General features: G+C 58.5%; 12 protein-coding genes. 7 read left to right on the top strand and 5 right to left on the bottom strand.

The features are described 5' to 3' along the window. Window positions 1–121 precede the first annotated feature (121 nt). From FGU65_RS10710 to FGU65_RS10725, 4 genes are all read left to right on the top strand, one after another. Complete coding sequence (locus FGU65_RS10710) at window positions 122–325, top strand: adenosylhomocysteinase (protein WP_301664639.1); 204 nt, start codon at window positions 122–124, stop codon at window positions 323–325. A gap of 270 nt (window positions 326–595) precedes the next feature. After that, window positions 596–1,432: a molybdate ABC transporter substrate-binding protein gene (modA, locus tag FGU65_RS10715; protein ID WP_301664464.1), complete on the top strand. Its 837-nt coding sequence runs from the start codon at window positions 596–598 to the stop codon at window positions 1,430–1,432. Next, window positions 1,401–2,243 (top strand): ABC transporter permease, encoded by an 843-nt coding sequence (locus FGU65_RS10720; protein WP_301664465.1) that lies wholly within the window; start codon window positions 1,401–1,403, stop codon window positions 2,241–2,243. Before modA ends, FGU65_RS10720 begins: the two co-directional genes overlap by 32 nt. Continuing rightward, window positions 2,243–2,983 carry a sulfate/molybdate ABC transporter ATP-binding protein gene (locus tag FGU65_RS10725; RefSeq protein ID WP_301664466.1) on the top strand — a complete coding sequence of 247 codons (741 nt, stop codon included), beginning with the start codon at window positions 2,243–2,245 and terminating at the stop codon, window positions 2,981–2,983. The genes FGU65_RS10720 and FGU65_RS10725 overlap by 1 nt, the downstream gene beginning before the upstream one ends. Before the next feature lie 17 nt (window positions 2,984–3,000). On the opposite strand, the gene FGU65_RS10730 is transcribed toward FGU65_RS10725, so the two are convergent. The 4 genes from FGU65_RS10730 to FGU65_RS10745 form a co-directional block, all read right to left on the bottom strand. Continuing rightward, window positions 3,001–3,843 carry a DNA-3-methyladenine glycosylase family protein gene (locus FGU65_RS10730; protein WP_301664467.1) on the bottom strand — a complete coding sequence of 281 codons (843 nt, stop codon included), beginning with the start codon at window positions 3,841–3,843 and terminating at the stop codon, window positions 3,001–3,003. A gap of 63 nt (window positions 3,844–3,906) precedes the next feature. Further along, complete coding sequence (nifB, locus tag FGU65_RS10735; protein WP_301664468.1) at window positions 3,907–4,818, bottom strand: nitrogenase cofactor biosynthesis protein NifB; 912 nt, start codon at window positions 4,816–4,818, stop codon at window positions 3,907–3,909. A 68-nt stretch (window positions 4,819–4,886) separates the two neighbouring features. Next, entirely contained in the window at window positions 4,887–6,098 is a 1,212-nt protein-coding gene (locus FGU65_RS10740) for a hypothetical protein (protein WP_301664469.1), read from the bottom strand. 149 nt (window positions 6,099–6,247) lie between these two features. After that, entirely contained in the window at window positions 6,248–9,409 is a 3,162-nt protein-coding gene (locus FGU65_RS10745; protein WP_301664470.1) for a PAS domain S-box protein, read from the bottom strand. Window positions 9,410–9,641: 232 nt separating this feature from the next. On the opposite strand from FGU65_RS10745, the gene FGU65_RS10750 reads away from it, so the two are divergent. Further along, window positions 9,642–10,664 carry a PstS family phosphate ABC transporter substrate-binding protein gene (locus FGU65_RS10750; protein ID WP_301664471.1) on the top strand — a complete coding sequence of 341 codons (1,023 nt, stop codon included), beginning with the start codon at window positions 9,642–9,644 and terminating at the stop codon, window positions 10,662–10,664. 43 nt (window positions 10,665–10,707) lie between these two features. Then, on the top strand, window positions 10,708–11,502 hold the full coding sequence (locus tag FGU65_RS10755; RefSeq protein WP_301664472.1) for an ATP-binding response regulator: 795 nt from the start codon (window positions 10,708–10,710) through the stop codon (window positions 11,500–11,502). Between the two features lie 48 nt (window positions 11,503–11,550). Here FGU65_RS10755 and FGU65_RS10760 read toward each other — a convergent pair whose 3' ends face one another. Further along, entirely contained in the window at window positions 11,551–13,515 is a 1,965-nt protein-coding gene (locus FGU65_RS10760) for a methyltransferase domain-containing protein (RefSeq protein ID WP_301664473.1), read from the bottom strand. A gap of 614 nt (window positions 13,516–14,129) precedes the next feature. On the opposite strand from FGU65_RS10760, the gene FGU65_RS10765 reads away from it, so the two are divergent. Next, entirely contained in the window at window positions 14,130–14,306 is a 177-nt protein-coding gene (locus FGU65_RS10765) for a CxxC-x17-CxxC domain-containing protein (RefSeq protein WP_301664474.1), read from the top strand. The last annotated feature ends 9 nt before the right edge of the window (window positions 14,307–14,315 follow it).

The following is a 14,315-nucleotide window of genomic DNA, read 5'->3' on the forward strand; positions in this document are numbered from 1 at the left end:
CCGAGCGGTAGCTCTCGAGAAAATCCAAAAGAACCCCTAAAGGCAAGAGTTCAGGAAGAAAGCGGCTCAGCAGTGGCGGAACGAAAGAGCAAATCCTTGATGGAAGAGAGGGTTAATCGCAATTCTCTTAAGTTTCGCGGTCCAGGCGCTCAGCTCCGAGTACATCGCCCGTGTCGGGGAGATGCTTCCAGGCGGTGTCTACGACGTTCCCGCCGAGCTCGACGAGATGATCGCGGGACTGAAACTGGCATCCCTCGGCATCACCATCGACACCCTGACAGCCGAGCAGGAGCACTACATGACCAGCTGGGACATCGGGACATAATGTTCCCGGATGTCCGTATTTCTCATATTTTTTCTTTTGAAACAGCTCGTTGCAGTCCAGGCGGAAGCGCCGGGTTCATGTCTGCGTCTGCACTGAATCGCGACTGCACAGCCCCCCATCCTCATTAATCAGATTTCATTAATACGGCGGAATTGCGAAAGGGGCGCCGTCCGAAGTAAAGATTATTTCATTAACTAACTCTCAATGTATAGTTATTTAAATAATATCAATTGACACCTATCTGGTATACACAGAAAAGAGGGGTCTCCTATGAAGTTTCATGGTAACAGTATACTGCTGGTGTCGGCCCTCCTGATCGTAGCCGCACTCATGGCTGCAGGCTGCACCGGCACGACGGAGGCGCCGCCCTCCGAAGAACAGACGACACTGACTGTTTTTACCGCCGCATCCCTGACCGGTGCCTTTACCGATATCGGAAAGGCTTACGAGTCTCAGAATCCGGGTCTGAAGATCGATCTCGTCTTCGATGGCTCGCAGGCGCTTCGAACGCAGATCGAGCAGGGAGCATCTCCTGACGTCTTCGTCTCGGCGAACGTCAAGCACATGAAGGCGCTCGAGGTCGCCGGGTTCATGGACAACGAAACCGTGGAGCTCTTCGTTGAAAACTCCGTGGCGGTCATCGTCCCCGTTGACAATCCGGCGAACATCACGACCCTTACCGACCTCGCAAACCCCGGCGTGAAGCTTGTCATCGGCACCAAAGACGTGCCGTTCGGCTCGTACACCCGCCAGGTGCTCGATAAGATGGCGAACAGCTCCGCCTACGGTGCCGAGTACAGAGAGGCCGTGATGGGCAACGTTATCTCCGAGGAGACGGCGGTGAGCTCCGTCGTGCCGAAGCTGACGCTTGGCGAAGCGGATGCCGCCTTCGTCTACAAATCCGATATCAAGCAGGAATACCGCGACGAACTCACCCGGATAGACATCCCGGCCGAGTATAACGTCGTCGCACAGTATCCGCTCGGAATCCTTGCCGAGTCACAGCAGAAAGACGCCGCGGCAGCGTTCGTTGCGTTCGTGCGCGGCACTGACGGCAGTGGCATCCTGACAGAGTATGGATTCGATCCGATACCGCAAGGCCAGTAACTTCGTCAGGGATATCTCCTGGAGGCAGGTGCGCCGAACAGGGCTCACCCTTCTCCTCATTCTCCTTCTGGCCTTATTTCTCCTCTTCGTCACGGTACCAATAGCCTCGCTCTTCCTCCGGATCACTCCCGAGGCGTTCTTCAGATCGCTTGCGGAACCGGTGGTGCTCGACGCCCTGGCGCTCTCGCTCCTCACCGCAGCGATCAGCACGGTGATCGTCATCCTCTTCGGAACGCCGCTCTCCTACATCAACGCACGGAGGGAGTACAGAGGCAAGGAGCTCGTCGATACCCTCACCGACCTTCCGATCGTCCTCCCGCCCGCGGTGGCCGGCATCGCCCTCCTGATGGCCTTCGGGCGGCGGGGCGTTGTCGGGGAGTATCTCGACGCCTTCGGGATCCAGATCGCGTTTACCACGTTTGCTGTTATCTTAGCGCAGGTCTTCGTCGCCTCACCCTTCTATATCCGGCAGGCACGGGCGAGCTTCGAGGCGGTCGATCGGATCTACGAGGATGCTGCCCGGACACTCGGGGCGTCCCGGCTGCGGGTGCTCCTCCGCGTCACCGTGCCCATCGCCTGGGCCGGTCTCGTCTCCGGAGCCATCCTGACCTTTGCCAGGGCGCTCGGTGAGTTCGGTGCGACGATCATGTTCGCCGGCAACTACCAGGGCAGGACGCAGACGATGCCGCTTGCGATCTACACGACGATGCAGGGGAACATCTACGACGCCATCAGCCTTGCGATTCTTCTCGTGATCATCTCGTTCGCCGTTATCCTGGCGGTCAAGTTCGTTACCCGGAGGAAGACCTGATGCTCTCTGTCGATGCCGGAAAACAACTCCGTGACTTCTCTCTTGAGCTCTCCCTCACCATTCGTGAACGTGAGACGCTCGTTCTCATCGGGGAGAACGGGGCGGGCAAGTCAACTGTCCTGAACCTCATCTCGGGTATCCTCTCTCCTGACCGCGGGGAGATAACGCTCGCCGGGCGGACGCTCTTCTCCGACAGGCTCGGGATCGATATGCCGACCGAGGAGCGGAAGATCGGCCATCTTTTCCAGTCCTATGCTCTCTTCCCGCACCTGTCGGTCTTTGAGAACATTGCCTTCGGTCTCCGGTGCCGGAAGATCCCGAAAGCCGAGATCGCCGAGCGTGTCGCCGGGCAGCTCGCGGCGCTGCACCTTGCCGACCTTGCGGACGTCAATGTCGGCAGGCTCTCGGGCGGGCAGCGCCAGCGGGTGGCCCTCGCCCGCTCGCTCGTCCTGCAGCCCGACCTGCTGCTCCTCGACGAACCGCTCGCAGCCGTCGACGTCCGGGCTCAGGGCGGGATGCGCCGCGAGCTTCGAAACCGGATCCGGCAGGCCGGTATTCCCTGTATCATTGTCACTCATAACCTCAAAGACGCTCTTGAACTCGGCGATCGCGTCTGTCTTCTCGAAGCGGGAAAAGTGGTCCTGGAGGGAACGCCCGATGAGGTGCTGCAGTCGCGTGAGAACGCGTTTATCGCGAGTTTTGCCTGCGAATGCCAGCATGATGCCGGAAACAGCTACTGAAGTTTCCTTCCTCCTCCTCACCCCTCCCGGACGCAGTAGAGATACTCCTGGGCGTAACCAGCGTACTCACCGAAGTACTCCCGTGCAAACCGCCGGATCCGGTCGTACTCCTTCGGGGTGCACGCTGTGCCCTGGAGGTCCGGCAGGTATGTCTGCGCCACGATCCGCCGTATCCAGACATCGACCGGGAACGCCTCGAAGAACCCGAACGCAAAGAGGAGGACACAGTCCGCCGCCTTTGGTCCGACACCGCGAAGCCGCATCAGTTCCGTTCGGGCCTCCTCAAACGGCAGCGATGCGATGGTTTCAGCCCAGTCCGGGTGCCGGACGGCGAACGCCGCAGCTTCGCAGACGGCGCTCGTCCGGTAGCCGAGCTTGCAGTCCCACAGGTCGGTGTGGCAGACGCCGGCGAGCGCTTCCGGCGCCGGGAACGTATATGCGGTGCCGAACGGGCCTTCGATCGGGGTGCCGTAACGTTCCGCCATCAGGAAGACCCGCCGTTTTACCGCCGGGATATTGGTGTTCGTGGCGCAGATATAGGAGACGAGGCACTCCCACGGCTGCTGGCGGACTATCCGAAGGCCGCAGCAGCACCGGATCGCGTCATGGATGGCCGGGTCGCGATCGATCGAGGCGAGGATGGCGGGAAGGTCCTGGTCGAGCCGGAAGTAGTCCCGAATACGCGCTTCGTCCCCACCGTGGAACGTCAGGCTGCTGCCGTCCTGCCGTATCCGGATCGCCGTATCGCCGACGATGCCCTGCCACCACCCCGCACGCAGCTCCCAGCGGAACGCCTGGCCGCAGGAGAGCGTCCGCTCGAGATCGAACGGCTGGTCCGGGCGGAGTCTGATCGTCGTCATGGTGTCGTGAGAGCCCTGTCGCGTTTCGTGACCGGGCGGTAAAAGAGTATGGGGCGAAAGAGATCACTCTTCGGTTTTTTCGCTTCGGTAGAGGCAGGACTGCACGTCCTGGCCGAGCTTGCCGATCGCGTCCGACCGGCAGCGGGCGCAATGCCGCATCTGCTTGATGTAGGGAGCGCAGGCATCCTGCATCTCCCGCTTCTCCTTCGGTGTCGGCGGGGTGATGTCGGCGAACTTGTACTGCGGGATGAGCGGGATGACGTTGAAGGTATACGCACCCATCTCGCTCACCCTCTTTGCGATCTCCACGATGTGGTCGTCGTTGATCCCCGGGATGTACACCGTGTTGATCTTGACGAACATCTTCTTTGCGACCGCCATCTCGATGCCCTTCAGCTGCTGGGAGAGGAGGATATCTGCAGCCTCCCGGCCGTGGTACGTCTTCCCCTGGTAGGTGACATGCGAGACGATCTTCTCCCCGATCTCCGGGTCGACGGCGTTGAGGGTCACGGTCACGTTGCCGACGCCGTAGCGGTCGAGTTCCTCGATCGACTCGGGGAGCAGAAGGCCGTTTGTGCTGATGCACATGATGAGCTTCGGGAACTCCTCATGCACCAGCCTCAGCGCCTCGAATGTCTCTTTGTTTGCGAGCGGCTCTCCCGGCCCGGCAATGCCGATGACCTTGACGTACGGGTATTCCTTCACGACGCGCCGGACAAGATACAGAGCCTCCTCCGGTGTGAGCACCCTGCTGGTCACACCCGGGCGGCTCTCGTTGACGCAGTCGTAGTCCCGGACGCAGTAGTTGCACTGGATATTGCATTTCGGGGCAACCGGAAGATGGCACCTGCCGAAGGCGTGGCACGCCTTTTCAGAATAGCAGGGATGTTCGGCGATCTTGCGCATCTGCTCCGGGTCGTACGGAACCTCCCTGCCGTTGATCAGGGTAGTGGGATTTTCTTCTTCGGCAGCCATGTATGGTACACTATTCCCACTGAAGGGTAAAATAGTATTTGGGATCCGGCACTGTTCCCGCGGCCTGCTCACTGGTTCGTACGTGCCGGCGGCTGTTCTGCCCGTTCGTGTGTCAGTTCCAGGATGCCGGCATCGCGATCAGCCTTCCGGACGGCAGCGGTGTTCCGGTCGAGGATGATCTGCAGATCCGGTACGACGAGGTACACCGGGAAGAACCCGAAGAGGTCGTGATACTCCGTCTTGTAGACACGGAGGCGGAGGTATCCAACGCTCATGGCTCTGATGTCGGCGGCGATGCTGTCATCCGCCCCGCCGCTCCCCTGCACCGACGCTGCAAGGCCGTCAAGACGCGTGAGGAGATGGTCTCTGAGCGTCTGGATCTTGTCGTCGCCGATCTGCAGGAGGAGCTGCTTGCTGTAGGCTCCCTGCAGGTACCGGGCGATGATCACCTGGGAGAGGAAGATCAGAGCGGTGGGCAGGATATTCCACCCGAGCGAGTAATCGATCGAGTCGAGGAAGTTGTTCAGCGTCATGCCGGGGAGAAGCATCGCGGATATGACCAGGATCCCGGAGAGTGCCCCGAGTGCTCCGACCAGCAGGACCACCCGCAGTCCGGCACGCCACCCCGTCCGGATCTTCTTCCGGGCATCCTGGCTCATGCCGATGATGGACTTTGAGAACCGGCTGTGATAGGGCTTCATATGCCATATTGCTGCGTAAAAGACGATGATCGCCAGTGACTGCAGCGTTATCAGAATGGCGGCGCCCGGCTCGAGTGAACCTGCGATGAATCCGCTGTAGAGCGAGAAGAGGATGTTGATGCCGTAGATGAGGCCGAATCCAATGGCAAGCGGCTGGCTGTTGATGAAGAATACGTCCCAGAGTACCTTTCCGATCGTCTTCGTCTGATCCGAACGTGAGTCTTTTGCTATCCCGATATCCCGGAGAAGGCCGACGAACTCGGTGATCGCGCCGGGGTCCGGGACGCTCATCTTCGAACGCTCCGTCGGGATCATCAGGATGAACGGATTCACCATATAGAGGATGAAACTCGAGATGATCCAGTAGAGCATGTACTGCGGGAGAAACAGCAGGAAGACAACGTTGCCGAGGACTGCTGCAAGGATAAACAGGCCTGTCCAGTGAAGCTTCTCATTGTATGCCAGAAGGCTGTTCTGCTTCTGTTCTTCGCGAGCAATCTCCTCCCGAACATTGCTGCGTAGGTTTTCAAGTTCCCTCAGATGCCTCTCAGTTATTTCCCTGTTCGGCAGCGGTATCACCTGTAATAAAGAATGGTGTCCTGAAGGATATTTATCACCTGTCCTTGAGGCTCCATCCTCCGACGGTTGAACGTTTTTTCTTCGGGGATGCAGTGTGCAGGGAGGTTTTGGGGGCACGCCCGCACCGGCGATCCCACTCTGCAGGAAGTTCATGTGCCCGTGCCTCCGGTCCGATCCGCGATCACTCTGGCGATGAGTCTTGCCAGGTCTTCGATGCGGTAGGGCTTGGGCAGCACGTCGGTAAAACCGAATGCGGTGTGTTCGGCCATCACCGGATCGTTGCTGTACCCACTCGAGGCAATCGCCGATATGCCCGGAGAGAACTCGCGGATCTCTGCAACCGCTTCTTTTCCGCCCATTCCGCCCGGGACTGTGAGGTCTGCAATCACCACGTCAAAGGGTATTCCCGCATTCATGGCTTCCCGGTACCGGGCGACCATCTCCGCACCGTCACGGGTTACTTCTACGGAAAAGCCGTACTTTCTGAGCAGCTCCGGTATGACCTGTAAAATCCCCTCGTCGTCATCCATCAGGAGGATCCTGCCCGTGCCGGTTATCCGGCTTGATTCAACCTCTTTTTCTGTGACAGGCGCTTTTTCGGATGCCGGAAGGTAGATGGAAAATGCCGTGCCAGTACCCACTTCTGATTCCACGTCGAGTGCCCCGCCGTGGCGTTTTATGATGGAGAGAGTGGAGGCGAGGCCGAGACCGTTCCCGGTTTTCTTGGTGGTGAAGTAGGGATCAAAGATCTTTGAGAGGTTCTCGCGTGAGATCCCGGTGCCCTGGTCGCGGATCGTGATCCTGATGCACCGGCCGGGAGCCAGTCCCCACAGAGCATGGGCAAGGTCGACGTTCTCTGCCGTCACACTGATGACACCTCCTTCCGGCATTGCCTGATCGCCGTTGATGACGAGGTTCTGGATGACCTGACTGATCTGCCCCTCATCGACGTCGACGGGGTGAAGGTCGGACGCGATGGATATCTCGGGGCGTGATTTTGTTCCTCTCAGAACGAATTCCGTTGTTTCCCGGATGAGTTCTCCGATTTTGGCGGTCTGCTTCACCGGAGCCCCCCCTTTGGAGAAGGTGATGAGCTGGCGGGTGATCTGCCGGGCGCGGAGGGTGGCCTCTTCAGCCTCGGCCAGCCGTTCCTGAATGGGATCCTCCTCTTCCATCATCATCCTGGCGATCGTAATGTTGCCGGTGATGGCAGTGAGAATGTTATTGAAGTCATGGGCAATGCCACCCGCGAGCACGCCAACAGATTCGAGTTTCTGCGTCCGCAGGATCTCTTCTTCCCACCGGAGCCGCTCTGAGATGTCCCGGAAGACGATGACCGTGCCGATGGGCTTTTTCCCGCGATCGCGTATCGGCGCTGCGGAGAGGACGACCGGGTGTTCTTCACCATTTCTGGCGACCAGGACAATCTGGTTTGCAAGATCGATGACCCGGTCTTCCCGGAGGACACGCTCTGCCGGGTCATCGATCGGATCGCGGCTCTGGGTGTGGATGAGCCGGAGAACCGTACGGAGGCTTTGCCCGATCGCATCCAGTTCCGGCCAACCGGTGTCCCGTGCTGCAAGGCTGTTGATGAGCACTACGTTTCCGCGGGTGTCGGTTGCGATAACACCGTCTGCGATCGATGCGAGCGTCACGGCGAGTCTCTCTTTCTCTTCGGCGAGGCGTTCTTCAACCAGCCGCCGATCCCGGATCTCCTGAAGGAGGTGGTCGTTTGCGGCTGAGAGCGCTTCTGTCCGCTGGTCGACGAGTTCCTCAAGGTGGTTGCGGTGGCGCTCGAGTTCCTCCTCCGCCCGTTTTCGATCGGTGATGTCGCGTGCGATCGCAAAGATGCCTGTTGGTGTTCCGTCCTCCCGCTGGACCTGTGTGCTCACCTCGAGGATGCGGCGATCTCCATCTTTTCCGATGATCTCCGTCTCAAGGGTGACTCTCTCATCGTTCTCCGGCCGATCTGAAAATTTCGCCTTGATCTCGGGAAGAAAATGCGGGGGGATGAGCCTGGTGATCGGCATTCCCATCAGTTCATCGCGGGTGTAACCCGTAATCTGTTCGACCATCCGGTTTGCGGCAGTGATCCTGCCGCTGAAGCTGATCGTGAAGATGAGGTCTTTTGCGTCCTCTACAAGCCGGCTATACCGTTCTTCGCTGGTTGCCAGGCGTTTCCTCGATTGCATCAGCGAGTCGAGCATGCTGTTGACTGCGGCAGCGACCGATGTTATTTCGTCGTCTCCGTCCAGGGGCACCCGTGCCGAGAGTTCGCCTTCGTCCCCGATCTGCATGATCCTGGCGTTCAGGAGCGTCAGGCGGGAGAGTATTGTTTTTTCGAGGAGAAGCATGGTGACCGCGCCGAAGACCACAACGATCAGGAGGAGCGATATCAGGGGGTACTGCATCACCGCCATCCCCCGCTGGTAAATATCCCGCGGCATACCTGCCTTCAGCGTCAGGATGGGATCGCCGGAGATGTCATGGAGGAGTGCATACCCGGCAACGGTCTCCCCTGAGAGCGGACTGACGACGACCTCATCCTCACTGTCGAGTAGAATCCTGTTTGCTGCAGTGTAATCATCCGGTATGAACGGTGCGGAGAGTTCGGCAATTCTGAGGGTGAGTTCCGTTCTTTCTGAGAGCTCTTCAAGTTCGCGCCCATCGAGGTACCGGCCGACAATGATGGTTCCGATGGTGCCCGCGTTGTTGCCTGAGGTAATGGGGCGCGAGGCGATGAGCATCGGCCCGGAGCTGAGCTGGACAATCCCGGAAAGCCCGCCTTCGGAATCCGCTTCAGGGTTTCTGGCAAGTTCGCTGCTGGAGAGCTGGGTGAGGAGACTCTTTGGTGTCGGCATCTGGTGCTGGTAGTCGAGATTGACGTATTTGTGATCCAGAATCTGTCCTTTATCATTGGTGATCATCAATATGTTCAGATTCGACCCGGCGAACTTTTCATCGGGAAAATTGGTTGTGATGTATCCCGATTCCCCCTTTTCAACGAAAGCAACGGTCTCCTCTGCGCTTCCCCAGGCGTAGGCGATGGCATCGAGCTTGGCAATATCGCTGTTGATTGCATTCAGCGCCCGGTGGACATTCTGGGCGGTGGTATCGGATTCGAGCTCGGTAAATCCCCCGAGAACGATCATCTGGGAGAGGAGAAACAGAACGGCAATGAGGATGAGGAAGGTGATGGTAATGATGGCAAATGTCTTTGTTCTGAGTGAGATGCCTGAATGATCCGGAGAAACCTGCCTTCCCGATGGTGTGTGGCGGGTACGCCGGGAATGTGTTTTCTCTCGCCTCACCGGGGGAAAAATATAGTGATCTTTCACTAAAACAATATTCTGTTTCACACATATTTAATTGGTGCAGATCTCACAGAGATCAGAAAGATCCCTTTCTGATTATATATATTGCTCCATTCAATATGTTCTGTATACTGTCTATTGCGGTAAAATATATGTTCTCTAGCGTTAATTCCTCTGCAGGGTGCTCCCGCATCGCCGGAGTGCCTTCTGCCCCTGTGGAGGTTGAGCGATGCGGTCGGATGAAAGCAGAAGACGCGATGAAGGGATCACTCAGGTTCAGATCATCGCACTTATCGTCGTCCTGTTTCTTGCAGGGGTGGTCGTCATCGTCATGGTCGGCCTGCCCTTCTCCGGGAAGCAGGATCCGGGGCCGGTTCAGGTGGGCGGCCCGGAGGTGCAGATCACTATTGCCGGTTCAACGACGATACAGCCGGTTTCTGAGATTCTGTCGACGGTGTACATGAAATACCACCCTGATGTGCGGGTCATGGTTGAGGGCGGCGGTTCAAGCGCCGGAATACGGCGTGTTGCTGCCGGAGAGATTGATATCGGCGCTGCCTCCCGGGCACTCGAAGCGGACGAGCTGTCGGCGTACCCCTGGTTGCGGGTGCATCAGATTGGCGGGAGCGGCGTCGTCCTGATCGTGAGCCATGAGTACCCCGCTGATGAGGTGTCCTTCGATGAAGTCGCTGCTCTGTATGACGATCTCTCCGACAACGTCTCTGAAATGCCGCAGGTAGCCGGGATCCGGACTGTCGTGCAGCGGAGTGACTCTTCGGGCACCGAAGAGACTTTTGCACAGTGGCTCTTCGGGGGTGGTGTCAAGAACGTGAATCCGGCACTCAACGTCACCGATACCGGAACCGGGGGCCCTATTCGCCACATCGGCGCGAATGGAAATCTCGGGGTGCTCAATGCGGTCAAAGAGAATCCCGATGCCATTGGATTTGTCGACTTCGGGTATGCGGAGGGCGATACCGGGGTGAAGATCCTGCGGATCAGGAATGCAGGAGCGGCGACTGCACTGCCTGACGGCATCACGACGTTCCGGGATGCAATCTGGCAGGAGCTTTCCCTGCAAAACGGACAGGACGACCTGTACATCGAACGGCTGACCCGTCCTCTCAATTACATTTCGAACGGCACCGCGTCCCCTGCGGTGCTGGAGTTCATCACCTTTGCCCGATCTGCCGAAGCGCGGAAGTACTTCAATGAAGTGGGATACTTCTCGATGAGTGAGATCAGCGGGTAGTGATCCCGCATCTCATCCCTGAAAAAAATAAGAGCGTGAACTCATGGCAAAAACACGAATCCTTGTTGTAGAAGATGACTCCATCATCTGCAATCTGGTTGAACTGATGCTCAGGAAGCTTGATTATGCCGTAGTCGGCGGCGTTTCGTCCGGGGAAGAGGCAATTGCATGTGTCGCCGAGGCTCAGCCGGATCTCGTTCTGATGGACGTGAACCTTGACGGCAAGCTCGATGGTATCGAGACCGGGACGTTCCTCTATACGATCTTCAACATCCCGGTGGTCTTCCTGACCGGAAGTATCGACAATGAAACAATCCAGCGTGCTAAAGTGGCCGAACCATTCGGGTATCTCACAAAGCCGTTTACCAAAGATGAGATCTATAGCACGATCGAGATAGCCCTCAACAACTTCCGGGTGAACAGATCGGCGAAGGGTGGAAATGAGCGCGATCTCCGCGGGCTGATGCACGCCGACGAGGGCATCGTCATCACCGACGCCAAAGGGGAGGTTCTCTTCCTGAATCCTTCTGCCGAAAATCTGACCGGATGGAAACGGCAGCATGCCGTCATGCGTCCGCTGAAGGAGGTGCTCCATGTACATGACCAGAGCGGCCTTGCCGGAGGGGCGTTCATCGACAAGGCGGTTCGGGAAGCCCTCATCGTCGGGGTGGAGCGGGTCGGAACGCTCACATCGCGGGGCGGCAAGCAGAGGATTGTCAGGATGAAGTTTTCTCCGGTCAGAGGCCGTTCTGGCAATGTAGTCAGCCTGATCACATCAATGCAGCAACAGTTCTCGGGTCCGCTGGGGGCCTCATCAGCGCGTGCCTCGGGCGTATAGGTCTCCTGCCCGGCAGAAAGGAGAAGCGATGGGTGTGTGCAGCCGCACTCAGCCTGTTTCGGCACGCTGCTTTGCCGTCAGGCGACGTCCGGATTCTGTGCCGATGCGCTCCTCCGCCGCCTGCAGGATCCGTTCCAGCATCCCCTGGTATGAGATGCCGGAGAGTGCTGCCATCCTGGCGAGATGTCCGTCCCAGCACCAACCCGGGTTCGGGTTCACTTCGAGAAGTCTTGGTTTTCCGGCGGCGTCGAGCCTCCAGTCGAACCGGCAGTAGTCTCTGCATTCGAGCCGCTCGAAGAGTGCAAGGCAGCAGCGTATGATCAGTTTCTCGGAGTCCTCCGGAAGGTCTGCGGGTTTCGATGTGATCTTCCAGTACGGGGACTCGGGGAGCCATTTGGCCTCGTAGCCGCAGATCCGGGGAAGGCCCGGAGGGAGAGCAGAGTAATCTTCCTCGATAATCGGGAGCACGGTGTAGGTCCCGGAGGGGTTGCCGATGATGCCGACGCTGATATCGTTGCCTGTCAGGAACTCCTCGACGAGGAACGACGTTCCGTAGCCGAGATGTGCCCGCATGCTGGCGATCACGCCGGAGAGTTCCTGGATGGAGTGGGCGATGCTCTTCTGGGTGATCCCGAAGCTCGAGTCACCTGCGTTCGGTTTGACGATCACCGGGAACTGAACGGCGATGTTGTAAACCCGGTCACGCGACGTAATGAACGATGCGTCGGGAACCGGAATCCCCATCTCCCGTGCAGCGCCGCGGACAAGGGATTTGTCGTAGCAGAAGGCAAGCGACTGCGGCCCTGCGCCGGTGTACGGGATGCCGAGGATCTCCGCGAGCGCGGGGACGTGGAGTTCTTTCCGCGGTTCGTTGTCGTATCCCTCATCACAGAGGTTGAAGATATACTCCGTCTTCTCCTTCAGCCTGGCAAGATCCCGGATCAGCGCATCGTGCCGCTGTATGAAGGTGAAGCGGTATCCCTTCAGTCCGGCCAGAGCCTCTCTCATCTGATCGATGGTATAGAAGTCGTCTTCGTCGAAGATGCAGGACGGCTTGATGCGGTCGGGCCTGGACACATCGCCGAGTATCACCGTCACGTTTCTGACCGAACCGGTTTTCTTCGCCTTCACTGCTGTCCAGTCTTTTTTGATGACGGCGGTCACGATGAAGCGGCGCTCCATCATGCCGAGGTCCTGGTTCCGCACCGATTCGGTCCGCATCTCGTGGAAGGTTATCTCGGAGAAGCCGGCGGCCTCGAGAAGGCCGGTGAGCCCGTGCCGGGTGTAGAGGCGTTCGGCATAGAACTGATCCGCAAGGACCCCTTTTTCAACGTGCGTGATGACCTCCCGCGAAACCAGCCGTTCTTCATCGACGGCAAGCGTTCGCTCCCGGCAGACGAACATCCGGTCATCGATCCACTCCCAGGAGCGGGGCTGGAAGTGTCCCTTGAGGTACTCTCCGTCGGTCATATCGAGGAGTATTCTGCCCCATGGTTTGAGCACGCGCCGGACTTCGCTGAGAACACGGATATCCTCCTCGACCGAATCGAAGTATCCGAAGCTGTTTCCCAGGATCAGCACCGCCCCGAACGTATCGGGCTTATATGGAAGTGCCCGTGCGTCGCCCTCTCTGAACCGGATCCTGAGGCCTTCGCGCTTCGCCGCTGCCCGTGCTTTCTGGATCAGGTAGTGGGAGCGGTCGAGTCCTTCTACCGCATACCCCCGGCGGACCAGCTCCAGGGTGTGCCTCCCCTGGCCGCAGCAGAGGTCGAGGATCTCTGTTTCCCTGGAGAAGGAAAGGATGCCGGTTATCCGGTCGATCTCCCGTTCCGTAATCCGTTGGTCTCCAACGACGTCGCCGTCGGTCTTCAGGTAGAGGTGATTGAATATCCCACGCCACCAGTCCGGTTTTACATGCTCTTCGAGGTTCCGGACGGGGCCTGCCGAGCGACTGTTTCGCCGCCTCTGTCGTTTGCTATCGGGAGGCTCGTCGACCGGTGTTTCTTTATTCATGCACCGCCCCCCGGTTCACCCGGTTTTTCAGGGGAGTGCCGCCAGACTGCCGGATACCAGAAGAAATCGGGTTTATCTCAGCCATAGGTTGCAGATCTATGAGTCAGAGAGTATGGATATAAAGCAGTACGGTGCCGGGGAGTGCCGCGCTGCTCAGCACCGCCGGATTCGGCTCTGTCACACGCGCCATGCAGTGCCTATCGCACGCATTCTCGTCGAGTCATCCCGCGCACCTCCGGCAGGCGCGCGCGTCCCCGCCAGGAAGACTCCTGCATTGGTCCGGCATTCTCGAATGCAGATCCTGATGGTGGATTGAGGCAAACATCTCCTGAAAAAGGACCTCGGCAGGGAGGGTTTCACTGCAGCAGGGTATCGGTGTTCCTCGGTCGAGCCCGGGTTCGATTGCGGGGCTCTCCAAAAGCCCCTGCTGAAGTTCGCTCCATACTGTGTACCTGTTCGATACGCGTAATATCCGTGGCTCCCTGTCCTCGCCCCGGGACATTTCGGATCCATGGGCGCGTTTTTCTCCGAAAAAACGTCTATCCGCCGGGAGCATATCTATTTAAAGCTGCGCGTACTTCTATGTATGCAGATTCATCTGCATGGTAGAATCCATGAATGAGAGATATCAGAGCCGGGGTCCCCGTTCTTACAACGACCGCCCCCGCGAGTTTCATAAAACAGTCTGTTCCGACTGCGGCGCCGAGTGCGAAGTCCCCTTCAAGCCCACCGAGGGCCGTCCTGTCTACTGCCGGGACTGTCTCCCCAAGTACAGAAAACCGAGGTTCTAAGTCCTCTTT

It is taken from the genome of Methanoculleus frigidifontis (assembly GCF_030464345.1).
Classification (GTDB): domain Archaea; phylum Halobacteriota; class Methanomicrobia; order Methanomicrobiales; family Methanoculleaceae; genus Methanoculleus_A; species Methanoculleus_A frigidifontis.